This is a genomic window from Ruegeria sp. P8 (assembly GCF_056534665.1).
Map to the genome: position 1 here is coordinate 1 of NZ_JBQERC010000027.1, position 22,906 is coordinate 22,906.

Sequence of the window (22,906 nt, forward strand, 5' to 3'; positions counted from 1 at the left end):
ACAATCTCTTCGGGCTTCGGTCGCTTGTTTGCCATTCGTGGTCCTCCGTTTCCTAAACATAGCGGTGGACCAGTTCAGTTGGGGAGGCTCACACAACCTGAACAATATGCTGGCGGCGGCGCTCGGAAAGGGCCATTTGGAAAGCGTCGGACCTGTCTCACTTTTGGTGATCAACCCGAACTAATCCTTAGCAAAGTTGACGCCACTCGGACATTGATGTGCCAAAACGCGCAGCGGTGTCAGAGCGAATGGCGGCTAAGCGCAATAGTCTGCGACTGCGGTTCGATAGACAGAACCTCCGAGCTTCTGAACAGCGAATGTTGCCCCTTTTACAGGCGGCTTGCGCGCCCGATTAATTAAAAATCAGAAGAAAACAAGCGCCTTGGTTGCTTGGCACAACACTGAGTTGCCCACCAATTGCTTCCATGGTCGCTTTGACAATATTCAGGCCCATACCCGTGCCACCGGCCTCTCTTTTTGTTGTAAAGAAGGGCTGCAAAATCTTGTCCTTGTTCCCTTCACTGATACCGGGGCCATTATCCGCAATTCTTAGACAGACGACACCGTCGTTTTGATAGGCTGTCAGCACGGCATTCTGCGCGCCGTGTTGCTGAGCGTTCTCGAGCATATGTGTCAATATGATGTGCAGGGTGGGTGCCGCGACGGGCAAGGGCAGGTGATCGTTCTCAGTCTTGATCGCAAGCGCGGGGAAAGTCTGGACGACCTGTTCAGTGATGTCGTTCAGACAGCATGTACCGTTAATGGCGCTCTGATCGGCCAGACTGAAGGCGCGCATGTTGGCCAGCAGATCCTCCATCCGCTTTCCGCCCTTTTCTACAGTGTCCAGCAGGCGGTGTTTCTGCGCTGGTGACAAATCATCGTCGCGCAGCAGCTCTGCCGCGCCTTTCAAGGCGGTAAGGGGTGACTTCAGCTCGTGGGTGACATGGGCGGTGTACGTTTTCAATCCGTCCTGCTTGTCCTGCAAGCGTTCCGTCAGCGATTGAAAACTCTGGCTCAGATCCGCAATTTCCCGCGTGCCAAGTTGGTCTGGTGGTTCCCATGCCTGACCACCATGGCCCGCCATCTGGCTGCGCTGGATCAACAGGTGGATCGGCCGGGTGATGAACCGCCAGAACACGTACCCGATTAGCGCCGTGGACAAAGCAACAAATGCCGCGGCTTTGGCAAGGTTGAAACGTTCGCCGTACAGAAAGCGGAAAATATGGTTCGGGGTACGGCTCAGGTAAACCGCCCCGATAAGGGTCTGATCCACGAACACTGGCATCGCCACGAAAACGCGCACGCGGGCACCGCGGCTGAGGGTATAAAGTGCAGGCGTTGCATCCTCGCGCACGCGGGTGCGCGCGACTGAGACGGTTTTCCCTGAAAGGGCCTCGCGAACCTCGTCAACATGGCCCAGCTTTTGGCCGATTTCCGCAGTACCGGCAAACACGTTCCCATCGAGGTCCAGCATCCGGTAACCCGCAAGGGTTTGCGCCTGTGCGGCGTTGGCGATGCGGCTTAGCGGGGCGGCGATGGCCTGATAAACCGAACCGGGTCGGACGGTTGCCGGTCGCGCGTCCGGGCGCGGCGGCAGAACCGTTTCGCGATTGACCGACAGCGATGGGAACACCGCGTGCTCGGTTGAGATTGCACTCGGGCGGGGTGGCTTGATTCCGGCTGCATCTGCATAAAGCTCGGCATACGCTGCTGACATGACCGCAGCCTGTGTCAGCAGGCTTTCTTCGGTCTGTTGCACCAGTTGACTGTCGTAAAAACGGAACAGGATCAGCCCGGCAAAGGGAAGGCACAGGACAATGCCCAGCACCAGCAGAACGATGGTCCACAATCTGGGGCGCCATTTGCGGTTCAGCCGGGCGTGCATGCGCCCATCCTGAGGCCGACACCGTGAATGGTCACGATCCCTTCGGCACAGCCGGCCTGGGCCAGTTTGGCACGGACATTGCGTATATGGCTGTCAATGGTGCGGTCCGAGACGTGGATGTTGTAGCCGTAAAGCGCATCGATCAGCTGCGCCCTTGACAGAACGCGGTCGGGACGGGCCATCAGAGTTGCCAGCAGCCGAAATTCCGATCCGGTCAGCGTCACAGGGGTTGACGCGAACCTGCACAGGTGCCGCTCTGCATCCAGGAGCAGGCTGCCTTGCGACAGCACCGGGTCGGGCTGGGCAGGTGTCGGAGCGCTGCGTTTCAGAATGGCCTTGATCCGGGCCACCAATTCGCGTGGGGAAAAGGGTTTCGTCAGATAATCATCGGCGCCCAGCTCCAGCCCGACGATACGGTCGACCTCGTCATCGCGGGCGGTCAGGAACAGGATCGGCACGTCCGAGGATTTGCGGATTTCCCTGCATACTTCCAGACCATCCTTTTCGGGCAGCCCGATATCCAGCACGATCAGATCGGGGCTTTCCTGACGGTTTGTATCAAGCGCGGTCAGGCCGTCGCTGGCCAGAAGTGGCGCATAGCCTGCCTTTTCAATCGCGAACCTTGTTACCTCAAGGATATCCGGATCATCGTCGACAACAAGAATGCGTGCAGGCATCAAATGGGGTCCTTCAACTCTGCTGCCGATAATAGGCTTGTATCCGCCATCTCCGAAAGCCCCATTCGCGCCAGTTGGTGATTGCATCCTTTTTCAGATCATATCGCATCCACGCGTCACAGACTTGCTGTCCGGTTCTGGTTTCATGATCACGGATTGCTGGGTAAGCATCAGCACCAAGGCTGCATATGTAACCAGTGTCCTGTTGCATCAGAGCGCTGCCGTGGCTCAGATTATAGCTGGCAATGACTGATGCGAAATTCACAAAGTTGCAGGTATACAAGACTACCAGAAGCGCTGCAAAACAACGCCGCAGAAGCCAGATTGTATCGAAGCCGCGATGGATTTGCACCACGGTCAGCAGCAATCCGGTGAGAACCAGTGCCATCCAGATAAAGGCGGCCACCCGCAAATAGGTAAGCGCATAGGCGTCGACGTAATGATGCAGCCTGATAGCAGCTGTCATCACCAGGAACACGTTCTGCGCCAACCACGTGTAGATCAGAATGCGCAACGTCCGGTCCGCACCGATCATGCTGTGAGTGACCAGAGTGAATACGCCCGCCAACAGGGCCGTAACCACCAGCGGATAAGCACCCCGATGGGCATAAGCGGCATAGCTCATCCCTTGAGGCAGGGATACACCCCCGGTCAGGATACCAAGGTCCATCACGGTTTGTACAAGGAACAACAGGTTGAACAGTAACAGCGAATTGCGCACCGAGATTGGATTGATCAGAAATGCGGCCCGGCTTGGGCCTGTCTTTGGCATGGTGGCGGGGCGGGCAATGCCGCCCAGCCATGGATCGCTGAGGTTTAGGAACGGCCACAGCAGCGAGGCCATCACGCTCCAGAACAGAAGTCGCAGCCAGAAGTACCCTTCGAACAGAAGACTTGGGTCCAGCTCGGCCAGAAGGTCTTCCAGCACCGGATTGGCGGCGGCCAGCAACGCAAGGAAGACCGCACCCAATAGCAGGGGCAAGGCCAGCGATGCTGCGTGGCGGCGGCTGTCGGACCCAAGATCGGCGGCCACCGCGGTGCGACATGTGTCGCGCAGCAAAAACGTCGCACCGATGGAAGGCAGTCGCAGGGCGGTTCGCAGCAGCAGACGTTCGTTTACAGCCTGACCGAATAGCGCCCAGGTGGCCAGACTGACTAAACCAGCGAGGCTGAACAATAATGATAGAAGCTGCAAATCGATGGCCACCGGCAGGTTGGTGAACAAGGCAAATGCGGCGGCTATGAGCCATTCCGATGCAGTCGCCCGCCGGGGCTTCATCGCCATGATCGCGGCGGACAAGACCAGCGCGAAGACTGAGACAGAAATGCCTAGCGGCTGTTCCCAAAACAGCCAATCTGCAAGTGCAACCAGCGATGCAAGAAGTGGGATCGCATGGCGCATTTTCAGCGTGGACATCAGAGAACCACTTTGCTGTCGTCTGTTGCCTCCCCATCGGGGGGCTTCGTCCATCTTTCCCAGCCACCACGCGTCCAGTACGATGCTGTCCGGCACGCCGCGAATTGTCAGTTCCTGCCTCATGTCCTGTCTCCTGCTTGCAGGTTTCCTTTCCCGGCAGATTGCCTGCGGCGCTTGCACCTTTGGCGCGACGTATCCGCAGCCTTCATGGGGCTTTCGTGCAGAAAATGTGCAGAGGCGGTGAAAGGCATTACCAACCACGATTTCCGAGCTGCAACGCGCGCCGCGCAATAAATGCGACGTGTCCAGACATTGAACTGCAAGCAAAAGCGCAGTGTGACACAGTTGAACCTTCCCCTGAGAAGCGGTTCGCCGTTATGGCTGGGGAAACGGAGGATCGAACATGGCTAACCCTCTCTATGATGATCTGTTTGGCATTCACGCCGACAAAGATACGGCTTTCCTGCACCTGACAGACGGGACGACCGTCACCTATCAAAACTTTCTGAGCACAGCCGCCCGGATCGCCCATGTGGCCACGCAACTGGGCCTAAAACCCGGGGACCGGGTTGCGGCTCAGGTCGATAAATCGCCTGAGGCGCTGGCGCTATACGCAGCATGCGCGCAGGCCGGTCTGGTTTTCCTGCCGCTGAACACCGCCTATACCGTGGACGAACTGACGTATTTCATCGAAAACAGCGGCGCGTCACTTGTTGTCTGCGACGGCCGAAGCAAAGACCAACTGACCCCGATTGCCGCGCGTTTCGGGGGCAGGGTGGAAACGCTGAATGCGGATGGCTCGGGCTCGCTGATGGATCTGGCGGCAGCAATGCCAGACAGCTTTGCGACTGTGGATCGGGATGGTGAGGATCTGGCGGCGTTTCTTTATACGTCGGGCACCACCGGACGTTCAAAGGGCGCGATGCTGACCCAGAACAACCTGTTGTCCAATGCACGGACACTGGTCAAAGAGTGGCGGTTCACGTCGGAAGACGTTCTGTTGCACGCGCTGCCGATCTTTCACACGCATGGGCTGTTTGTGGCCACCAATATCATTCTGGCTGTCGGCGGAAGCATGATCTGGCTGCCAAAATTCGACCCGGATCAGATCATTAACAGAATGCCCGGAGCCACGTCGATGATGGGCGTTCCGACCTTCTATACGCGCCTGCTGGCCGACGCGCGTTTTACCAGCGAGCTGACCGAACACATGCGCCTGTTCGTTTCGGGTTCGGCCCCATTGCTGGCGGATACCCATGCACAATTCCAGGAGCGTACCGGGCATCGTATCCTAGAACGCTATGGCATGACTGAAACCAATATGAACACCTCGAACCCCTATGACGGCGAACGTCGCGCGGGCACGGTTGGGTTTCCCTTGCCGGGGGTCGAACTGAAGATATGCGATGCAGACGGCAACCCTTTGCCGCAGGGTGAAATCGGCGAGATCGAAGTGCGTGGCCCGAACGTGTTCAAGGGATATTGGCAGATGCCGGAAAAGACGGCTGCCGAGCTGCGCGAAAACGGGTTCTTTATCACCGGTGATCTCGGACGTATCGACGAAGATGGCTACATCCATATCGTCGGGCGCAACAAGGACCTGATCATTTCGGGTGGCTACAATATCTACCCCAAGGAAATTGAATTGGTTCTGGACGGCCAGCCCGGTGTTCTCGAGAGTGCAGTGATCGGCGTGCCGCATCCCGACTTCGGTGAAACCGTGCTGGGCCTGATTGTTGCCGAATCCGGGCAATCTCCGGATCTCGACGCGATCATGGGCGCAGTGCGCGACAGCCTGGCGCGGTTCAAGCATCCCCGAATGCTTATTCAACTGGATGAATTGCCCCGCAATACGATGGGAAAAGTCCAAAAGAACATTTTGCGCGACCAGTACAGGGATATGTTCAAAGCTGGGTCATAAGCACATAATGGCAGAGCCTAGATAAGCGTCGGAAACTTGATATAGTCCTCAAAACCAATGGGGACAGAAGAATATGAACAATCGTTTGCGCAAAATCACCATCGTAGGTGGCGGCACGGCAGGCTGGATGACCGCGTTGATCCTGGACATGGTGTTTTCACGCACTTCAGCAACAAAAGACCGACCACATATCTGCCTGATCGAAAGCCCCAACATTTCGACCGTGGGTGTGGGTGAGGCTACGGTGCCACGCATGCCGGTCACGCTCCGTCAGGCGGGCATTTCCGAACGGGATTTTTTCCGCGAAACGAACGCGTCATTCAAGCTGGGCGTGAAGTTCTGCAACTGGAACAAGGACCCCAAAGGAAAACGCATCGATTACGTGAACCCCTTTGCCCATGGCCAGATGCTGGAAGGGTTGGACGCCGCCGAGTATTTCCTGCGCTTTGGCAATGGAGAGAGGGACTTTACACAGTCCATTTCGCCCCACGATCATCTGGGCCGTCTGTGCAAAGGCGCGCGGCAGCTGGGTCAGCCCGAGTTTGAACAGCGTTTTGGCTATGCCTATCATCTGGATGCCGTGAAGTTTGCGGGCATGCTAACCACGGTCTGCACCAAGCGCGGTGTCGAGCATATTCAGGACGAGGTACAGAAGGTCGAGCTGGATGAACAAGGCAACGTCAGCCATCTGATGCTTGAGCGCGCGGGCCGTCATGACATTGAAATGGTCATCGATTGCACCGGGTTCCGCGGCCTGATCATCAATCAGGCACTGGGCGAGCCGTTTTTGGATTATTCGGACTATCTGCCCAATGACCGCGCCATGGCGTTGCAGGTTGAACACCGCAATCCCAATAAAATCGAAAGCCTCACGCGGTCGACCGCGCTGGGCGCGGGGTGGACGTGGCGGGTGCCGCTCTACAATCGTGTGGGTACAGGCTATGTGTTCTCCTCGGCGCATCGAACGGATGATCAGGCGGCCGACGAATATCTTGAATGGCTGGGTGACAGCGGCAAGGGTTTGACACCGCGGATCATCCCGATGCGCGTCGGGCGCGTGCGCAATGCCTGGGTCAAGAATTGTGTGGCAATTGGTCTGTCCGGCGGGTTTATCGAGCCGTTGGAAAGTACCGCGATCCACATGATTGACCACGCAGTGCGCTGGTTTGCAGAACACTTGCCGACGCGCGACGTCGCACCGTCACTGCGGGCAAGATACAACCGGCAGATGGACAAGCTTTATAACGAGGTTCTGGAATTCATCTGCCTGCACTACCGATTGGGCAACCGAAAGGATGATCCCTATTGGATCGACGCGCGGACAGAGATGAAGATACCGGATCGGCTGGCCGAGAATCTGGAGCTGTGGCAGCACCGTCTGCCGATGGATCACGATGTGGAATTTGCCACGCTGTTTGACCATCGTGTTTATCAAACGGTTCTGTTGGGTAAACAGGTCTATGATACGGGTTACGGTACCGGCATCCGAGATCGTTTGCGACCGTTGAAGAAAGTGATCTGGTTCCAGGGCATGCAGCGTGCGAAAGAGGATCTTGCGCAGATAGTCAAAGTGATGCCGGATCATAAAACGCTGCTGCGCGATATCCGGGGTGAGCTGGAAAAACCGGTCTTTGGGATGGCGAACGTGGCGAAACCGACGGTTGCGATGCCGGGCACGAAACCCGCACCTGTTACGATCCAGAACATGCCGAACTTTGCTGAAATCCAAAGCGGCGCGAAGGATTTGCAACTGTTCTAGCGGTTCTCTGCCCTTACGAAGGAAATTTAAGAAACTGAAGGACGAGGCATTCAGCCCCGGCCTTCAGGGCGGTTTAACGCCAGCTCATACCCCGGTCAGACAAGTGCCTTTGCACCCGACCCGGATAATCAGAAACAATGGCATCCACACGCAGGTCGATCATCTTGGCAATGTCTACAGGGTCATTGACCGTCCAAACCGCAACGCAAAGGCCCAAATCCTTGGCCAGTTCGACGTTTTCGGCAGTTACATCTGCATAATACGGGCACCACAGTGAGCCGCCCGCTTGCTTGACCAATAGCGGAATATCGCCTTTGCGGCCTCGAAAATCCGGGCAGACTGCTTTTGAAGAATCCTCCCCTACATCCTCGGCGTTTTCGGGAAGTTGGGTCAGATAAGAAGATGGCATATCAGGCGCTTGCCGCTGACATTCTTCCAACAGATTCCAGTCGAAACTGTGCAGAACGGCGCGCGACGACAGGGCCCTGGAACGGACCTCTTGCAGGACAAGACGGACAAACTTCTCTCTGTAGCGCGCGTCATGGGCCAAATCGGGGTCCGACTTCAGCTCGAGCATCAGACAGGCATCGCTATGTTGGGGGTCACTCACCAGATCCAGCAGGTCAAGCAGCCTTGGAACGCGAACGCCATCCATTTGTGCCTGATCAGGAAAACGCTGACCATAGGCAGAATTCCCATCCAACCGCCCGACATCGAACTTCTGAATCTGCTCGAATGTCAGGGTTGAAACCTTCGGCTCTTCCCCGGTCAAAAACTGACCGTCAGCATCGCGAAAACTGGGGGCGTGCAGCCGGTGATTATGGGTTATGACGGGGATGTCGTCAGCCGTGAGGACAACATCAAACTCCAGAAGCGGCACGCCAATGGACAGCGAAAAGTCAAAACCAATCATGCTGTTTTCAGGCAATACGCCTCGCGCACCCCGGTGGCCTACGATGCGGATCAGGTTGTCGCCCCCCCGGAAAGCCTCGACCTGAGGGAATGCCATCAGCCTTCCAGCCTTTCACCGGTGGATCGGTCAAACATATGCATATGGTCTGAGGACACAGAAAACCGCATGTTCGGATGTCGGCCTTCGATCGGGTGCACACCAGGAAGGCTGATCGTGATCGGATCGCCCAAGCCGGTCAGTTGACCGTGCAACAGCGTGTTTGCCCCCAGTGGCTCTGCCATCTGAATCGTAGCCTCAATCGGGCCATTGTCGTCCAGCAATAGATGCTCGGGTCGTACCCCCAGCTTGAAGGCAGTATCAGGGCCCTGCGACGAACCAACCGCGACCCCACCAATCATGACGGTTCCGTTTTCGCGTTGGGCGTCAAAGACATTCATCGCGGGGCTGCCGATGAACTGTGCTGCAAACAGGGTTCTTGGCGTTTCGTATACCTCTAGCGGTGTGCCAACCTGTTCGGCGATACCGCCGTTCATGACGATCATCCTGTCGGCCATTGTCATGGCTTCAACCTGATCGTGGGTTACATAAAGCGAGGTGATCCCCAGTTTTTCCTGTAGTTCACGAATCTCAAGCCGCATCTGCACGCGAAGCTTTGCGTCCAGGTTCGAAAGTGGCTCGTCAAACAGGAACACCGCAGGTTCACGGACAATCGCGCGCCCCATAGCCACCCTCTGACGTTGGCCGCCTGACAATTGTCTGGGTTTGCGGTCGAGCAATGGTTCAAGCTGCAACAGCCTTGCCGCCTCAGTCACTTTTTGATCGATCTGAGCCTTGGGCAACCCTGCGATCTTAAGGCCATAACCCATGTTCTGCCGGACCGACATATGCGGGTAGAGCGCATAGTTCTGGAACACCATGGCAATGTCGCGATCCATCGGCTCTTTTTCGTTGGCCCGTTCCGCACCAATCCGGATTTCACCCGCGGTCACGGTCTCAAGCCCTGCCACCATCCGCAACAGCGTGGATTTTCCGCAGCCCGAAGGGCCGACGATGACAATAAACTCGCCATCTTCGATGTGGATGTCGATGCCATGTATGACATCTGTCGGGCCAAAGCTCTTTTTGACATTCTCCAGGGTTACTGTTGCCATTTTCTATTTCTCGCTATCGACAAGGCCGCGGACAAAAAGCTTTTGCATCGACACCACCACGATGACCGGCGGGATCATCGCCAGAATGGAGGTCGCCATGATGACCGGCCAATCAGCCACATCATCGCCAGACGGGAACATCTGCTTGATGCCCATCACAATGGTATTCATTTCAGGGTCGGTGGTGATAAGCAGCGGCCACAGATACTGGTTCCACCCATAAATAAACAGGATGACGAACAGTGCCGCGATGTTTGTCCGGCTCATCGGTACGACGATATCGATGAAAAACCGCATAGGCCGGGCACCATCCACACGCGCAGCTTCGGCAAGCTCGTCCGGGATTGTCAGAAAGAACTGACGGAACAGGAAGGTCGCCGTGGCCGAGGCGATCAGCGGAAAGATCAGCCCGTAGTAGCTGTTGAGCATGCCGAACCCGGCCACGACCTCAAATGTCGGAACGATGCGCACTTCGACCGGCAACATAAGGGTCAGGAAGATCAGCCAAAAGAACGTTGTTCGACCGGGAAAGCGGAAATAGACGATTGCAAATGCCGAAAGCAGTGAAATGATGATCTTGCCCACTGCAATCCCGATGGCCATTACAAGGCTGTTGAACAGCATCGTTGCGACGGGGACATTCACGCCGGAAAACAGGGCTGCCTTGTAGTTCTCCCAGAACTGATCACCCGGCAAAAGCGGCATGGGTGGTGATACAACTTCCGGCTGGGTAACGGTTGAGGCGACAAATGCCAGCCAAATCGGAAAGAAGATGACCAGGACGCCAAGGATCATCAGGGCATGTGTCAGCCAGATACCCGCTCCGCGCTTTTCGACCATTCCGTGCTGTTGGGCTGCCATCAGTAATGCACCCTCTTTTCCACGTACTTGAACTGAATGACGGTCAGAAGGCCGACGACAATCAGCAAAATGACCGATTGCGCCGAAGACGAGCCCAGATCCTGACCGACGAACCCGTCTGAAAAGACTTTGTAAACCAGAATGGTCGTGGCCTGCTGCGGACCGCCACCGGTGATTGTGTGGATTACGCCGAAAGTTTCAAAGAACGCATAGACCACATTCACTACAAGCAGGAAAAACGCTGTCGGTGACAGCAACGGCAGGACAATCGTGAAAAACCTGCGCCAGAACCGTGCGCCATCGATCGCTGCGGCCTCGATGACCGACCGCGGAACCGACTGGAGTGCGGCGAAGAAGAACAAAAAGTTATAACTGATGCGCCCCCAGGCCGAAGCGACGACCACAAGCCCCATCGCCTCGGTGCCATTCAAGACGTGGTTCCAGTCATAGCCCAGCTGTCCAAGATACCACGACACGACACCGACGCGCGTGTTGAACATGAACAGCCATAGCACACCAGCAACCGCCGGTGCGACTGCATAAGGCCAAATCAGCAGCGTCCGATAAGCTCCGGATCCTTTGATCAGCCGATCTGCAATGACTGCCAGAAACAGGGCCGGGATCATGGAGCAGAGCGTAACAAGCGTCGAAAACACGGCCGTGGTTACAAAGGATGCGCGATAAAACTTGTCGCTTAGCAGAAATTCAAAATTGCCCAGACCGACGAACTTGGACGACAACCCGAACGGATCTGGGATGAACAGCGACTGCCACACAGCTTGTGCAGCGGGATAAAAGAAGAATACGGCAGAAATGACGACCTGTGGGGCGATCAGCGCCAATGGCAACAGCCAGCCGCGGAATGTGACGCGTTTTTCCATCCTGATGACCCGCCGGGAAAAGTGGATGCGGGCTCTGCCGAGCCCGCACCGGATTTCAGAGGTTTATTGATTCGCCGATTCGAACCTGCGCAGAAGCGCGTCACCGCGTTCTTTTGCGCTGTCCATGGCTTCCTGGGCAGTTTTCTCACCGGCCCAGATGGCCTCAAGTTCCTCATCGATTATACCGCGAATTTGATCGAACGATCCCAGACGCAGACCTTTCGAATTTGCTGTCGGCTCTTTCGCGGTCATCTGGATCACAGCGATATCGGTGCCCGGGTTTTCATCATAGAAACCGGCCGCACGAGTCGCTTCACCGGCTTCTGCGGTAATCGGAAGATAGCCGGTATTCTGGTGCCATGCCGCCTGAACGTCGGACGAGGACAAGAAGCTAAGGAACTCGCCAACGCCTTTGTATTCTTCGGGATCATGACCTTCCATCACCCATAGGGATGCACCGCCGATGATGGTGTTTTGAGGCTCGCTTGTGACCGCTTCCCAATACGGCAGCGGGCGCACATCAAAGTCGAACTCGGCCTCGGCTTTGATCCCGGCATACCCGGCCGAGCTTTCGGTGAACAAGGCACATTCTCCGGCCCTGAAGTTTGCGCCGCCTTCATTTCTGCGACCGGTATAGATGAATTTCCCATCCTTGGCCCAGTCACCCATGGCGCTCAGGTGCGCGACCTGTACCGGGCCGTTCAGCATCAGTTCTGTGTCCAGACCGGCAAAACCATTGTCCTGCGATGCAAACGGAACGTTGTGATAGGCTGACAGGTTTTCCAGGTGAATCCAGCTTTGCCATGCCGTCACCAGCGGGCAGTCCTCGCCTCCGGCTTTGAGTTGCTCCAGCACATCGCCGACTTTTTCCCAAGTTGACAGGTCAGTATCAGGATCAACACCTGCCGCCTGCATGGCGTCGCGGTTGACCCACAAGACCGGCGTGGACGAGTTGAACGGCAGCGACAACATATCACCGTCGGTGGTGGTGTAGTAACCCTTCACCGCGCCGATATAGGCATCGGGATCAAAAGACGCGCCACTTTCAGCCATGACTTCGTAGACCGGCTTGATCGCGCCTTTTGCTGACATCATCGTTGCGGTGCCAACCTCGAAAACCATCAGGATGTGTGGCTGTTCGCCAGCACGGAAAGCGGCAATGCCAGCGTTCAGGGTTTCTGAATAGTTGCCCTTGTGGCTTTCGACCACGACAAACTCATCCTGACCGGCGTTGAATTCTTCAACCTGCGCTTTGACAAGTTCGCCAAGGCGGCCGGTAAAGGCATGCCAGAATTGAACTTCGGTTTGTGCCATTGCCGCCAAGGGGGACAAGGCAGTTGTAACGGCAAGAGCGCCAAGCAAATTCTTTTTCATGATTCCTCCCATGCATCAGGTTTGATGCTTCGTTGAGTACCGACTGCAACGCGTATTCGACACACATGACGATTTCACGACGTTACCGTTACAGAAATATAATTCAAGCCCTACTTATTGGCAAAAAACATAATACAATGTTATACAGTGTGAATAAAAAAGCGGAACTGGGTCTGCAATGAGACAAACTTTGAGAATTCGGCAATTGGAAGCACTCATGGCGGTGACCACCAATGGTTCGGTCACAGCAGCGGCCGCCGATTTGGGGGTGAGCCAACCAGCTGTCAGCAGGTTGCTGTCGGATCTTGAAAAATCGTTTGGATTTCAACTTTTTGATCGCCGCAAAGGGCGATTGGTGCCAACCCAGGAAGTTCGCTATCTGCAACCCAGCGTGGACCGTGTCCTGGAATTGATGAAGCAGATATCGGACGCGAGTCAGAATATCACGCAGCGTAAAGCCGGGCATATCCGCGTCGCCTGCCTGCCCGGTTTCGCCACCAGCCATCTGCCGGATGTTGTGGCAAGTTTTCTGAAAGACCGGCCAGGTGTCACCATGACGATCGAACCGGACAGGCCGGAACGGATATTGGAATGGATGGTTGGCGAACAATATGACTTTGGAATCACCGATGGCTTCAACGGTCATCCGGGGGTCGAAAGCAGAAATGTCGATGTGCGCACGGTTTGCGTATTCCCGAAAAATCACGCGCTTGAGAACCTCTCGGAGGTGACGCCATCCGATCTTGCAGATGAGAACATCATACATACGCGGCGCGACAGCGACTTTTTCGGACGGCTTTCGAAGGCATTTCAGCAGGCCAATGTTACACTCAACTCTCATATCGAAGTCCGGCAATTCACGGCGGCATGTGAATTGGCGATAAAAGGCGTTGGTGTCTCAATCGTCAGCGAACTGGACGCTGTCCATTACACAGACCGGGGGCTAAGCTACAGGCCATTCAAGCCGTTTTTGCCGCATACACTTTCGCTGGTACGCCCGGTTCTGAAGCAGCCGTCTTTGATAACACTGGAGTTCATCGAGCATTTCAGCGAAAGTCTGAATGCGTTCAGAACACTTGCGTGAGGCTGTGGTCACCGGGACGAAGGATACCTGCCCGCGTTTTCAGCCAACACTCTCCAGAAAAAGCAGGAGCCAAGGGATCGAATACGCCCAAAGTCGTCGTTATTGTGAGGCTCCGCGTATCTGTTCAATGGCTCGGGCGGCAAATCTACCCGACAAAGACCCGTCTGCGGCTGCTTCCAATGCAGGCAAAGCGGGGAATGCTTTCCCGCCGATTTCACCCAATGCGTTGGCGGCTTCTTTTCTGACAAAAACCGAAGGGCTGCCCAACAGCATGATCAGTTCCGGAACGGCTGGGGCTGCGTCAGCTCCAAAGAGCGCCAAAGACTGAGCCGCGTCACGTTGTTCCTTGGCATCTCCGCGCATCAGATCAGCTTTGAGGCTCGCAACTGTCGTGCTCGGCGGAAGCGCGGCCAATTGAAGGCCGTTTTTCAAGCGATTGTTCAAATGCTGATGCTCGCCGATCCATCGCACGATAAAGAAGTAATCGCGCACCGCTTCGCCCAGAACCTTCTCGTTTTTTCCATTCTGCCATTGTTCGATCATTGCACGCGCGCTGCTTCGATCGCCATTCAAGGCCAGAACCGACGCTGCAAATGGCATCAACTCAACTGCCTGCGGGTTTCGGTCCAGCTCGGACCTAATAACGGCCTCTGCACCTTTCAGATCATTCATCGCAAACAGCGCAGCACCTTGAAATAGCGCGTAGTGGCTGGGGTATTCCGGGTCGAGGCGCATTGCAGCCTGTACAAATGCCAGCCCTTCTTCTGGCTCGCCACCCGCGATCAAGGCCCATCCCATTGTCACATGCGCTTCGGGGTCGCTTGGTTGCAGGGCAATGGCTTTCGCGGCTTCTTGTCTCGCTTCTTCTGTTCCCCGACTTACACCCTCGGCGCTGTCCCAGTCCGGAAGGTTGAGAGCGACAATTGCCCTGATGACGTGGATAAGCGAGGTGTCCTGATGCGTCAGTTCACGGTAGTATTTATAGAACAGCCCGATATGCATCTGTTCTTCAGCATTCGCAAAGCCTGACCAGTGGTGGAAGATGTGCGGTCGCAAATGTACCATAGCTAACATCGCCCAGGCGCGCGCATAATTCGGGTCCAGCTCGACAGCCCGCTCAAAATGCGGAATTGCGGCCAGATTGTCCTGTTCATTGAAGCGTGAATAAAGCGCCCATCCGCGCTGGAACGCTTCGCGCGCCTCAATCTTTTCAGTCTCTATGCTTTCGATAGCAATCCGGCTTTGCGTGTCGAGCGGGACATCCAACTCGCGCGCAATCGCCAGTACAATGTTGTTTTGCAGGTCGAAGATCTCATCGATTTCACCGTCGAAACGTTCCGCCCAGATCAATCTGCCGTTCAACGTGTCCGTCAGGCGGATGTTGACCCGAAAACCCTCTCGGCTGCGTCTAAGGCTTCCATCAACGACATAGCGAACGCCCAGTTTCTCGGCAAAACCTGCCACATCAATGTCGCGGTCCTGAAATGCAAAGGATGTGTTTCCGGCGATGACAAATAACCCTGATATGCGGGACAAGTCCGTTATCAGATCCTCGGAAACGCCATCTATCAACATCTTGTTGGACGCGTCGCTGGTGAAATTCGTCAAGGGAAGCACGGCGATCGAGGGCAGGTCCGGCAGAGGGTAAGCCATCTGTGCTTCAGAAGCGCGCAACTGACCCTTTTCCCATGTCTTTGTCCCGATATACCCGGTCGCGCCCAACACGATCAGGATTGCAGCTAGCTTCATTAAACGCGGCGCTTTCTTCGTTTTTTGCTTTACCGCCGGGGTCAACGCATCTGTTTCGACGCGGAACGCCTCAATGGGGTCCGCGATATTTTTGACGGATTGCGGGCCAATTGGCGTAAAGGCGAAGGGCACCTTGTTGCGCGCGTATCCGACAATCGCCTGCGAGGCGATAATCCCCCCAGGTTCTGCCAGCGCCTCAAGCCGTGCGGCCACGTTGACACCATCACCCAAGATGTCGTCGGCGTTTGAAACGACATCGCCAACATTCAAACCGATCCGAAAAACGATTGCGCGATCAGGTTCGGTATCCGAGTTTCTTTTCGACAGTTCGGCCTGTATCTCGACTGCCGCGCGAACCGCATCGACTGCGCTGGGGAATTCGATCAGAAAACTATCACCGGCTGTGTTCGCAATGCGCCCTGAATACCCGGCGATCAAGGGCTCGATAACTTCAGCGCGGATCCGGCGCAGCTTGTCGATGGTGCCTTCTTCATCCAAGCCAACCAATCTTGAATAGCCTGCGATATCGGCGGCTAAGATGGCTGCTAATCGACGATTTGGCCGGCTTTCCATAGTCTCGCAGCCTACCATTTAGCCATTTTTCTGGGAACCGGTTTTCAAGGTGCCGGTTTTGCTCCGGTTTTTGAAATCCACCGACCTGTTATCTGGATGGCAATGGAAGCCCGGACTGCTGGGTTTTCAGACAAAAGCGGTCTGGGCAATCTGTCGGCTCTGCGTGTTGTCGGATTTGCATGGCGTCGCGCGTCCTTGCACAATGCGACCAACGCATGGAGGCGAAAATGATCTACGCAATCACAATTTATGGGGAACCGGGCGTGTTCGAGGCATTGCCGAAAGATCGCCAGGACGAAGTGATGTCAGGCCATCGCGCCCTGCAAGCGGTTTTGTCGGAACGCGGAGAGTTTGTGTCGATAAAACTGATGCCGCCAACGTCAGCGGTAATGGTCGAACCGGCGGCGTCCGAAGGTGCTGCCCCCCTGATCACCGATGGCCCGTTTTCCGAGACCAAGGAAAACTTCCTTGGGTTTTACGCCGCTGATTTCAAAGATCTTGAAGAAGCGTTGGAACATGCAAAACTGATCTCTTCACCGGTCGCGCGGCTGGAAGTTCGGCCTGTGGCCTGGGCCGGGGGTGCCATATCGTCGGAATAGATCATGTCAGTCTGGCTGGAGGCCACATTTGCTGAACAACGCCCGCGCGCCATTGCTGCCCTGACGCGGGCTTTTCGGGATTTGGACACCGCAGAGGAGGCCTTTGCCGACGCCTGCCTGAAAGCCTTGGCGGTTTGGCCCCAGGACGGGGCGCCTCGTGATCCATTGGCATGGCTTCTGGCCACGGCCCGGAATTCGGGTCTGGACGATATACGCAAATCCCGGCGGCGCGCGGCAATCCTGTCGCGCCACGCAGAGGAGTTTCAACCGATGCCGGCGGAAACACCCGACCCTGATGAGATGCGGGATGATGTCCTGCGCTTGCTGTTCATCTGTTGTCACCCGGAACTGGATCGGCGGGATCAGATCGCCATCGCCTTGCGGGTGGTCGCGGGGCTGAGCGTCGATGAGATCGCCAGCGGATTTCTGGTCAAGTCCAAGACCATGGAACAGCGCATTACCCGCGCCAAAAAGAAAATAGCAAATAACCCGGTCGCCTTTGAAACGCCGAGCCCGGCTGAAAGGCAAGCCCGGTTGGGTGAAGTCTCGACAATGGTTTATCTGATGTTCAGCGAAGGGTGGTCGACCTCGGCCGGGCCGCAGCAAATCAAGCTCACGCTATGCAAAGAAGCGATCCGGCTTGCCCGCCTTCTTGTCGCATTGTTCCCTGCAATGGGCGAGCAGGCCGCATTGCTGGCGCTATTGTTGTTTCAACACGCCCGGCGCCAGGCCCGGATTGACACCGAAGGCAAGCTCGTCGCACTCGACGATCAGAACCGCGATCTTTGGGATCGCTCGAATATCGCTGAGGCTACATCGCTGTTGCAAAAAGCCCAGCGGATTGGCCACCGCGGGGTCTATATCATCCAGGCTGCAATCGCTCAGGCACATGCCTGTTCAACCTCGTCCGAAGAAACCAACTGGGCGTTAATCGAAAGCCACTACGCCGCCCTTTACGCATTGCAGCCGACACCTGTGATCCGGCTCAACCAGATTGCCGCACAGGCCAAGCTACACGGTCCACAATATGCTTTGAAGGCAATGAATCCGCTGTCACAGGAGCTGTCCAACTATCGTTGGTTTCACGCGATGCGAGGTGGCCTTTTGCAAGAAGCGGGGGATCATAAAGACGCCATTTCCGCCTTTGAAACCGTGTTGGCGCTTTCTCCCACCGCGTTGGAGTGCGACGTGATCAACGAAAAAATCAAAATCAGTCAAAAAGAATTGGAGGGCCTGTAGGAAAACACACTCCTCATACGTCCTTGGGTCAGACCCGTATGTGGCGGGCGTAACCAACGGAGGTACCCATGAGTATACTTGAGATGACGGCTGTCGGAAATTCAGGATGGATCGGGCATTCTGGGCCGGATCAGAGCAAGGCCAAATCCTTTTATCAGGATGTGCTGGGCTGGACGATCAGCGATATGCCGATGCAGGATGGGTCAAGTTATTCGGCCGCAGTTGTGGGCGAGACCGCTATCGGAGGCTTTTCACCAATGCCGGAAGAGCGTGGAAGCTGGACGATCTTCTTCACAGTGGCCGACGTGGATGCGAGTGTTGCAAAGGCCGAAGCCAAAGGCGCCACAGTTCTTCAACCCGCGATGGATATGCCGGGTGTCGGGCGCATGGCCACGCTGAACGACCCGCAAGGTGCCCGCTTTGCATTGATCACTTATGAAAGCATGAGACCCTGAGAACTGCCTGAAAGGAGGGCGCAGATGGAACAATATTCGCACATCGTGCAGGTTATTGCGGCGGTATTGGTCTGGGTAACCGTTCCACTGGCGACTGCTTTTGGCCTGCGTCGGTCCAGGGCGGGTATCCATCCGTTATGGGATGGGGGCAACAGGCTCTTGCGCGTAATGCGGTCACATGGAAACTTCGTCGAATATGTTTCGTTCACGCCGTCGATCCACCGGCAGCCTGAGGCATCCAGCTGATGCCGGTGGATGAAACCCTCAACGCACGCATTCGTGACGCTTTGGCCGCGCATGTGGGCATTTCAGAAAAGCGCATGATGGGTGGCAATTGCTTTTTCTTGAACGGCAACATGCTGTGCGGGGCGCGGCGGCATAACGACGGGCTGGGCCGTTTCATGTTCCGGGTGGGCAAGGACAACGAAAGCATTGCGCTGGCGGACCCTGCGGCTCAGGAAGTGATTCACGGTGCACGCAAACTGGGTGGTTTTATCCGCGTGGATGAGAGTGATTGCGATGACGCCGCTTTGCTGCGCTGGTTACACCTTTGTCTCGAACACGCCGCAGCCCTTCCCGCGAAAGACTGAACGGAGAAATCAATGGCCAAATTTGACAGTTTCTCACCCGCAGCGCTTGGTTTTCTCAGGCACTTGCGGGCCAATAACACGAAGGAATGGTTTGCAGCCAACAAAGCAATTTACGAGACCCATTTGAAGGAGGCCAGCAGGCACTTCGCGGATAACATGGCGGATGCATTGCTTGATCTGACTGGCCAGAACCACAGCAGCAAGATTTTTCGGATTCATCGGGATGTCCGATTTTCCAAGGACAAAACACCTTACAACGCACACCTGCATATTGCGTTTATCCCTGACGGGAATGCGGATCAGCCACCGATGTGGTTCTTTGGGCTCTCACCCGATGATCTGGCGCTTGGCTGCGGGGTGTTTCAGTACGAAAAGGAAGCGTTGGATGCCTTTCGAACAGAGATGGCAGGCCCCAAAGGGGCAGAGATGATACAGCTTGCCGCTGAGATGCGAAAGCGTGGATTCCGGGTCGGGGATCCTGAATTGAAACGTGTTCCCTCCGGTTTTGACAAAGATCATCCAAATGATGAAGCATTGCGCCGCAAAGGCTTTACCGTCTGGATGGATCTGGGAAATCCCGCCTTTGCAATCGAACCAAACCTCATTGAAAGAACTATAGAATTGTTCGACGACCTCTTACCTGTTTTTCTGCTGCTTTCTCGGGTCGAGTAACCCCATCTTTCCATATGCCGGGAACATAGGCTCGATGGATATCGCCAAGGTGCCGACCTTAATCGTTCAACGCTGTGTCTGAAAAGTGAGAGATAAGTATGCAGCTTCATTTTGGGTCGCACCTGTGTGCCACGCCGCTCCAGTGTTTGCCCTCTGTTTTTTTGTTTGGATATGGTGGAGCCTGCGGGAAACGCCGCCGAACGCCTGATACACTGATCGTAAATACTATTGTAGATTTCTTGTTTGCACTGTGGCTTCTCTTTAAGTCACACTTGATGTTGCACAACCCGCTACGGTGTACTGTGTACGTCCAAACCTTTACGAGGCCAGCTGTCTTTTACTGGTGGGGAAGGTTGCGGCTGGCCTGCATTTGCTGAACATCGTCGGGCCATGTGGAGCGTATGTAACCCAACACGTCCAAAATATCTTCGTTAGTCAGCGTGCCCTCGAAACCCGGCATACCAATGTTGAAGTCTTTAATGCCGCGTGCTGCCAATGCGTCTGCCCCACCTAGTCTGGTGTACTCGAACAGTAGCTGGTTGTCGTGGTGCCAAGTGTGCCCTGTCACGTCATGTGGTGGCGCGGGCAACACCCCGTCATCGTTGGGTGTTTGCCAGTCAGGTTGTCCTTCCAGATTCACTCCATGGCATGAGGCACAGTGCACTGCGTAGAGTTCCTGCCCATTCGCTAGGTCTCTATCTATCAACTCATGATCTGCAGCAAGGCTCGTACCAATGCTGCATATAGCCAGTGCGCAAAGGTGTTTGTTCATCTCTACCTACCTTAACTCGGAAGCGTTAGTACGCTCGTGAGTGTTGCCGTCGTCGCCAGCACCACTAATACGATTATTGCCTCAACCTCGATGGATCGGGCGAGGCGTTGCGCTGCTATTGCCTCTCCACTTTGCATGGCCGGAACAAATCGGAGCTTGTTGGCAGCGGCGAGGATCAACAGCAGTGCCACAAGAAACACCTTGATCATCAGCGCCTGCCCGTAGCCAGTGAACAAGAGCCCTTGGAGATTGCCGACAAGCAACCAAGCCATCCACAGACCCGCCGCGACTAGCGTTGGCACAATTAGTGCAGCAGCCTGTCCAAACCTGTGCCCTAACGCTGCTGCATCTGTCAGGTGTCCAGGCATGAGAGCCATACTCCGCAGCGGGTCAAATATACCCACCCAAAAGGCCACACACAGCAGGTGCAACAGCAGCAACAGTTGGACGCCAACACTCTCCAGTTCCGGTACATGTCCGATCTGTGCAAAGGACCACATGGCCAATGTGCCACCCAACAGCGCGATCCATAGACCAAAGCGAGGAACAGACAGTCCCACAAGGATCAAAACTGCGCCTGAAAGGCGATAAGCAAGTACGTCGCCTACGGAGGTCTGCCAAAGCAAGCCAAGCATCTCTGGATCGACCATGCCGTCAACTCCGCCTGTTAAGGCGGCTCCTCGGAGCATGAAACCAAATACCGTTGCTGCGAGGGAAAGCCACGCCAAGACCAAGGCTTGGCGCTTCATCGCAAGGCTTACCGGCGCGACTAGTTCGGAATAAAGGCACTTAACGGCGACAAGCCCGGTGGACCCAGCAAAGCCGATGTAGAGCACCAGCTTTGCGAGGATTGCGACAACTCCCCAAATGTCTGGCATGCTCATTCCACGGAAAAGGAAAACTCGCCCTGCATCGCATGGCCGTCTTTACCTAAACCACGCCACTCGATGACATAGGTGCCGGTTCCATTGCCCGGCAGTGGGATCGTGAACTCCTGACTAAAACTTGTCTGGTCCCCCAAATCTAGGCTTACTGCCGAGTGTTCTTCATGGGCCATCTCTATCCGCGTCAGCCGGATGTCCTTGGTGAAGCCGAGGCCAATTTCAGCGGGCACAGAGGTTACAGTCGCCCCATTGGCAGGTGTCGTTTCTTCGGCCTTGGAATGCGCCAGTACCCCGCTGGGAATAGCAGCCATGATTACGAGAGTTACGATCTTTTTCATGGTCCTGTCCTCAATTTATTCCGTTGGCACGTTGAATTTCACGAATGTACGCGATCACCATGGCAACGTCACCTCGCGTCAATCCCTCGACCGGCGGCATGTCACCAAACTGCCAATGATGGCTTCTTACACCTTGTGAAACCGCCCTCTGAAAGGCTTCGTCAGCGTGGTGGCTGGGCTCGTATATCTTGTGGATCAGAGGCGGTCCCGCGCCTTCTACACCGACCGCATTGACGCCGTGGCAAGCAGCGCAAGAGACATCAAAGACACGCTGACCGATTACTGCGTTGCCCTCGATTGGCGGCATCTGAATTGCGACTATGGCGCCGCCTGTGCCTGTCTCTGGCGATGTGGCCTCTTCGATTGGGCCGGGCCGAAGGGTTATGAAAGCGGCGACGGCTGCGACGGTGCCTGCGCCGATGAATAAGAGACTTTTTCTCATGAGTTGATCCTGACTTTTGGAAGCTGGTAGTGCTGCGATTCACTGCGAACAGCGGCACGCGCAGGTCGCAGATGTTCGCAAGGATTTACGCTGCTTCAAAGGTCAGGGGGCTTGTATGGGTTATCCGGTTCAATCGGCTTGGCTTGAGTTCCAATCTGAAACTCTGGATCAATTTCACGTTGATCCTGCGCGGCTTCTCCGTTCTGGGCGAGCAAAACAATGGCTTGGCAGATAGAGGGATTACACTCGCTGGTTCCTGAACTGTCCGGGTCATGGTGGCTGTGTAGGGTCGATTTATCGATGCTATTATTCGCCACGGAAGCGTGTTCCGTTGATTGCATGTGGCTTTCACAGTGAAGGCCGATGCAGCCATCTGATAGCGCATGAACAACGGTGCCAAAACCGGTCAGGGTGACCAGAACGCTGACTAGTAGCACAATTGAGTATCGTCGGATGACCATGGTTCAGGACGCTACTGCACGAGAATACGTATGACAACGCTAGGCCTTTGGTTTTTCGGATAACGACCAACTTTAGTTTGGGCAATTGATTGAAGCTCCCCCTTTTTCTCAAGCAGCGTGGACGTGTCGCGGTTTGATGCCGCTCCTTTGATAGCATTTATTGCAACAAAGGAGACGAACTATGGGACTGAAACGGACGGACGAATTCC

At 55.6% G+C, this 22,906-nt stretch carries 23 protein-coding genes; 9 read left to right on the plus strand and 14 right to left on the minus strand.

What is annotated here, in order from left to right; translation table 11 throughout:
* Nucleotides 1-352: 352 nt before the first annotated feature.
* From ACR0BZ_RS18650 to ACR0BZ_RS18660, 3 genes are read right to left on the minus strand one after another with little or no spacing between them, the layout of a single operon-like run.
* The gene (locus ACR0BZ_RS18650) at nt 353-1,885 is read right to left on the minus strand and encodes a sensor histidine kinase (protein WP_480920976.1); all 1,533 of its coding nucleotides are present in this window, start codon (nt 1,883-1,885) and stop codon (nt 353-355) included.
* Complete coding sequence (locus tag ACR0BZ_RS18655; RefSeq protein ID WP_480920977.1) at nt 1,870-2,562, minus strand: response regulator; 693 nt, start codon at nt 2,560-2,562, stop codon at nt 1,870-1,872. Before ACR0BZ_RS18655 ends, ACR0BZ_RS18650 begins: the two co-directional genes overlap by 16 nt.
* A gap of 13 nt (nt 2,563-2,575) precedes the next feature.
* Nucleotides 2,576-4,102 carry a DUF4153 domain-containing protein gene (locus ACR0BZ_RS18660; protein WP_480920978.1) on the minus strand — a complete coding sequence of 509 codons (1,527 nt, stop codon included), beginning with the start codon at nt 4,100-4,102 and terminating at the stop codon, nt 2,576-2,578.
* A 280-nt stretch (nt 4,103-4,382) separates the two neighbouring features.
* On the opposite strand from ACR0BZ_RS18660, the gene ACR0BZ_RS18665 reads away from it, so the two are divergent.
* Both ACR0BZ_RS18665 and ACR0BZ_RS18670 read left to right on the plus strand, forming a co-directional pair.
* On the plus strand, nt 4,383-5,900 hold the full coding sequence (locus ACR0BZ_RS18665; RefSeq protein ID WP_480920979.1) for a malonate--CoA ligase: 1,518 nt from the start codon (nt 4,383-4,385) through the stop codon (nt 5,898-5,900).
* A 73-nt stretch (nt 5,901-5,973) separates the two neighbouring features.
* Entirely contained in the window at nt 5,974-7,659 is a 1,686-nt protein-coding gene (locus ACR0BZ_RS18670) for a tryptophan halogenase family protein (protein WP_267365576.1), read from the plus strand.
* A 73-nt stretch (nt 7,660-7,732) separates the two neighbouring features.
* On the opposite strand, the gene ACR0BZ_RS18675 is transcribed toward ACR0BZ_RS18670, so the two are convergent.
* The 5 genes from ACR0BZ_RS18675 to ugpB all read right to left on the minus strand — a co-directional run bounded on the left by ACR0BZ_RS18675 (nt 7,733) and on the right by ugpB (nt 12,839).
* Entirely contained in the window at nt 7,733-8,668 is a 936-nt protein-coding gene (locus ACR0BZ_RS18675) for a glycerophosphodiester phosphodiesterase family protein (protein WP_480920980.1), read from the minus strand.
* Nucleotides 8,668-9,723, minus strand: coding sequence for a sn-glycerol-3-phosphate ABC transporter ATP-binding protein UgpC (ugpC, locus tag ACR0BZ_RS18680; RefSeq protein ID WP_480559568.1), 1,056 nt, complete (start codon nt 9,721-9,723; stop codon nt 8,668-8,670). Before ugpC ends, ACR0BZ_RS18675 begins: the two co-directional genes overlap by 1 nt.
* Before the next feature lie 3 nt (nt 9,724-9,726).
* Nucleotides 9,727-10,563 carry a sn-glycerol-3-phosphate ABC transporter permease UgpE gene (gene ugpE / locus ACR0BZ_RS18685; RefSeq protein ID WP_209506351.1) on the minus strand — a complete coding sequence of 279 codons (837 nt, stop codon included), beginning with the start codon at nt 10,561-10,563 and terminating at the stop codon, nt 9,727-9,729.
* Nucleotides 10,564-10,583: 20 nt separating this feature from the next.
* Nucleotides 10,584-11,465 carry a sn-glycerol-3-phosphate ABC transporter permease UgpA gene (gene ugpA, locus ACR0BZ_RS18690; RefSeq protein ID WP_209505975.1) on the minus strand — a complete coding sequence of 294 codons (882 nt, stop codon included), beginning with the start codon at nt 11,463-11,465 and terminating at the stop codon, nt 10,584-10,586.
* 63 nt (nt 11,466-11,528) lie between these two features.
* On the minus strand, nt 11,529-12,839 hold the full coding sequence (gene ugpB / locus ACR0BZ_RS18695) for a sn-glycerol-3-phosphate ABC transporter substrate-binding protein UgpB (RefSeq protein ID WP_480483833.1): 1,311 nt from the start codon (nt 12,837-12,839) through the stop codon (nt 11,529-11,531).
* A 178-nt stretch (nt 12,840-13,017) separates the two neighbouring features.
* On the opposite strand from ugpB, the gene ACR0BZ_RS18700 reads away from it, so the two are divergent.
* Complete coding sequence (locus ACR0BZ_RS18700; protein WP_209598847.1) at nt 13,018-13,923, plus strand: LysR substrate-binding domain-containing protein; 906 nt, start codon at nt 13,018-13,020, stop codon at nt 13,921-13,923.
* Between the two features lie 99 nt (nt 13,924-14,022).
* Here the strand turns inward: ACR0BZ_RS18700 and ACR0BZ_RS18705 are convergent, their stop codons facing one another.
* The gene (locus ACR0BZ_RS18705; protein ID WP_480920981.1) at nt 14,023-16,263 is read right to left on the minus strand and encodes an adenylate/guanylate cyclase domain-containing protein; all 2,241 of its coding nucleotides are present in this window, start codon (nt 16,261-16,263) and stop codon (nt 14,023-14,025) included.
* A gap of 209 nt (nt 16,264-16,472) precedes the next feature.
* On the opposite strand from ACR0BZ_RS18705, the gene ACR0BZ_RS18710 reads away from it, so the two are divergent.
* The 6 genes from ACR0BZ_RS18710 (at nt 16,473) to ACR0BZ_RS18735 (ending at nt 19,800) form a co-directional block, all read left to right on the plus strand.
* The gene (locus tag ACR0BZ_RS18710) at nt 16,473-16,844 is read left to right on the plus strand and encodes a YciI family protein (protein ID WP_480483831.1); all 372 of its coding nucleotides are present in this window, start codon (nt 16,473-16,475) and stop codon (nt 16,842-16,844) included.
* A 3-nt stretch (nt 16,845-16,847) separates the two neighbouring features.
* Complete coding sequence (locus ACR0BZ_RS18715) at nt 16,848-18,083, plus strand: RNA polymerase sigma factor (RefSeq protein ID WP_480920982.1); 1,236 nt, start codon at nt 16,848-16,850, stop codon at nt 18,081-18,083.
* 68 nt (nt 18,084-18,151) lie between these two features.
* A complete protein-coding gene (locus ACR0BZ_RS18720; RefSeq protein WP_480483829.1) occupies nt 18,152-18,538 on the plus strand; it encodes a VOC family protein in 387 nt (128 codons plus the stop codon).
* 24 nt (nt 18,539-18,562) lie between these two features.
* Entirely contained in the window at nt 18,563-18,784 is a 222-nt protein-coding gene (locus tag ACR0BZ_RS18725) for an MAPEG family protein (RefSeq protein WP_480483828.1), read from the plus strand.
* A complete protein-coding gene (locus ACR0BZ_RS18730; protein ID WP_480900337.1) occupies nt 18,784-19,128 on the plus strand; it encodes a TfoX/Sxy family protein in 345 nt (114 codons plus the stop codon). The genes ACR0BZ_RS18725 and ACR0BZ_RS18730 overlap by 1 nt, the downstream gene beginning before the upstream one ends.
* Before the next feature lie 12 nt (nt 19,129-19,140).
* The gene (locus tag ACR0BZ_RS18735) at nt 19,141-19,800 is read left to right on the plus strand and encodes a DUF2461 domain-containing protein (RefSeq protein WP_480900339.1); all 660 of its coding nucleotides are present in this window, start codon (nt 19,141-19,143) and stop codon (nt 19,798-19,800) included.
* Nucleotides 19,801-20,137: 337 nt separating this feature from the next.
* On the opposite strand, the gene ACR0BZ_RS18740 is transcribed toward ACR0BZ_RS18735, so the two are convergent.
* The 5 genes from ACR0BZ_RS18740 to ACR0BZ_RS18760 form a co-directional block, all read right to left on the minus strand.
* The gene (locus ACR0BZ_RS18740; protein WP_480920983.1) at nt 20,138-20,572 is read right to left on the minus strand and encodes a c-type cytochrome; all 435 of its coding nucleotides are present in this window, start codon (nt 20,570-20,572) and stop codon (nt 20,138-20,140) included.
* Nucleotides 20,573-20,583: 11 nt separating this feature from the next.
* Complete coding sequence (locus ACR0BZ_RS18745; protein ID WP_480920984.1) at nt 20,584-21,450, minus strand: copper resistance D family protein; 867 nt, start codon at nt 21,448-21,450, stop codon at nt 20,584-20,586.
* Nucleotides 21,451-21,452: 2 nt separating this feature from the next.
* Entirely contained in the window at nt 21,453-21,794 is a 342-nt protein-coding gene (locus tag ACR0BZ_RS18750) for a copper resistance CopC family protein (RefSeq protein WP_480920985.1), read from the minus strand.
* A 10-nt stretch (nt 21,795-21,804) separates the two neighbouring features.
* Entirely contained in the window at nt 21,805-22,236 is a 432-nt protein-coding gene (locus tag ACR0BZ_RS18755) for a c-type cytochrome (RefSeq protein ID WP_480483822.1), read from the minus strand.
* A gap of 95 nt (nt 22,237-22,331) precedes the next feature.
* Nucleotides 22,332-22,673 carry a hypothetical protein gene (locus ACR0BZ_RS18760; RefSeq protein ID WP_480920986.1) on the minus strand — a complete coding sequence of 114 codons (342 nt, stop codon included), beginning with the start codon at nt 22,671-22,673 and terminating at the stop codon, nt 22,332-22,334.
* Nucleotides 22,674-22,906 lie beyond the last annotated feature (233 nt).

Excerpts from the sequence above, each read along its gene's own strand:
- ACR0BZ_RS18735 (WP_480900339.1), top strand. The coding sequence starts at position 19,141 with ATGGCCAAATTTGACAGTTTCTCACCCGCAGCGCTTGGTTTTCTCAGG.
- ACR0BZ_RS18750 (WP_480920985.1), bottom strand. The coding sequence starts at position 21,794 with ATGAAAAAGATCGTAACTCTCGTAATCATGGCTGCTATTCCCAGCGGG.
- ugpC (WP_480559568.1), bottom strand. The coding sequence starts at position 9,723 with ATGGCAACAGTAACCCTGGAGAATGTCAAAAAGAGCTTTGGCCCGACA.
- ACR0BZ_RS18725 (WP_480483828.1), top strand. The coding sequence starts at position 18,563 with ATGGAACAATATTCGCACATCGTGCAGGTTATTGCGGCGGTATTGGTC.
- ACR0BZ_RS18670 (WP_267365576.1), top strand. The coding sequence starts at position 5,974 with ATGAACAATCGTTTGCGCAAAATCACCATCGTAGGTGGCGGCACGGCA.
- ugpE (WP_209506351.1), bottom strand. The coding sequence starts at position 10,563 with ATGGTCGAAAAGCGCGGAGCGGGTATCTGGCTGACACATGCCCTGATG.
- ACR0BZ_RS18730 (WP_480900337.1), top strand. The coding sequence starts at position 18,784 with ATGCCGGTGGATGAAACCCTCAACGCACGCATTCGTGACGCTTTGGCC.
- ACR0BZ_RS18650 (WP_480920976.1), bottom strand. The coding sequence starts at position 1,885 with ATGCACGCCCGGCTGAACCGCAAATGGCGCCCCAGATTGTGGACCATC.
- ACR0BZ_RS18705 (WP_480920981.1), bottom strand. The coding sequence starts at position 16,263 with ATGGTAGGCTGCGAGACTATGGAAAGCCGGCCAAATCGTCGATTAGCA.
- ACR0BZ_RS18755 (WP_480483822.1), bottom strand. The coding sequence starts at position 22,236 with ATGAGAAAAAGTCTCTTATTCATCGGCGCAGGCACCGTCGCAGCCGTC.
- ACR0BZ_RS18660 (WP_480920978.1), bottom strand. The coding sequence starts at position 4,102 with ATGAGGCAGGAACTGACAATTCGCGGCGTGCCGGACAGCATCGTACTG.
- ugpB (WP_480483833.1), bottom strand. The coding sequence starts at position 12,839 with ATGAAAAAGAATTTGCTTGGCGCTCTTGCCGTTACAACTGCCTTGTCC.
- ACR0BZ_RS18745 (WP_480920984.1), bottom strand. The coding sequence starts at position 21,450 with ATGCCAGACATTTGGGGAGTTGTCGCAATCCTCGCAAAGCTGGTGCTC.
- ugpA (WP_209505975.1), bottom strand. The coding sequence starts at position 11,465 with ATGGAAAAACGCGTCACATTCCGCGGCTGGCTGTTGCCATTGGCGCTG.
- ACR0BZ_RS18740 (WP_480920983.1), bottom strand. The coding sequence starts at position 20,572 with ATGAACAAACACCTTTGCGCACTGGCTATATGCAGCATTGGTACGAGC.
- ACR0BZ_RS18665 (WP_480920979.1), top strand. The coding sequence starts at position 4,383 with ATGGCTAACCCTCTCTATGATGATCTGTTTGGCATTCACGCCGACAAA.
- ACR0BZ_RS18715 (WP_480920982.1), top strand. The coding sequence starts at position 16,848 with ATGTCAGTCTGGCTGGAGGCCACATTTGCTGAACAACGCCCGCGCGCC.
- ACR0BZ_RS18720 (WP_480483829.1), top strand. The coding sequence starts at position 18,152 with ATGAGTATACTTGAGATGACGGCTGTCGGAAATTCAGGATGGATCGGG.
- ACR0BZ_RS18675 (WP_480920980.1), bottom strand. The coding sequence starts at position 8,668 with ATGGCATTCCCTCAGGTCGAGGCTTTCCGGGGGGGCGACAACCTGATC.
- ACR0BZ_RS18700 (WP_209598847.1), top strand. The coding sequence starts at position 13,018 with ATGAGACAAACTTTGAGAATTCGGCAATTGGAAGCACTCATGGCGGTG.
- ACR0BZ_RS18655 (WP_480920977.1), bottom strand. The coding sequence starts at position 2,562 with ATGCCTGCACGCATTCTTGTTGTCGACGATGATCCGGATATCCTTGAG.
- ACR0BZ_RS18710 (WP_480483831.1), top strand. The coding sequence starts at position 16,473 with ATGATCTACGCAATCACAATTTATGGGGAACCGGGCGTGTTCGAGGCA.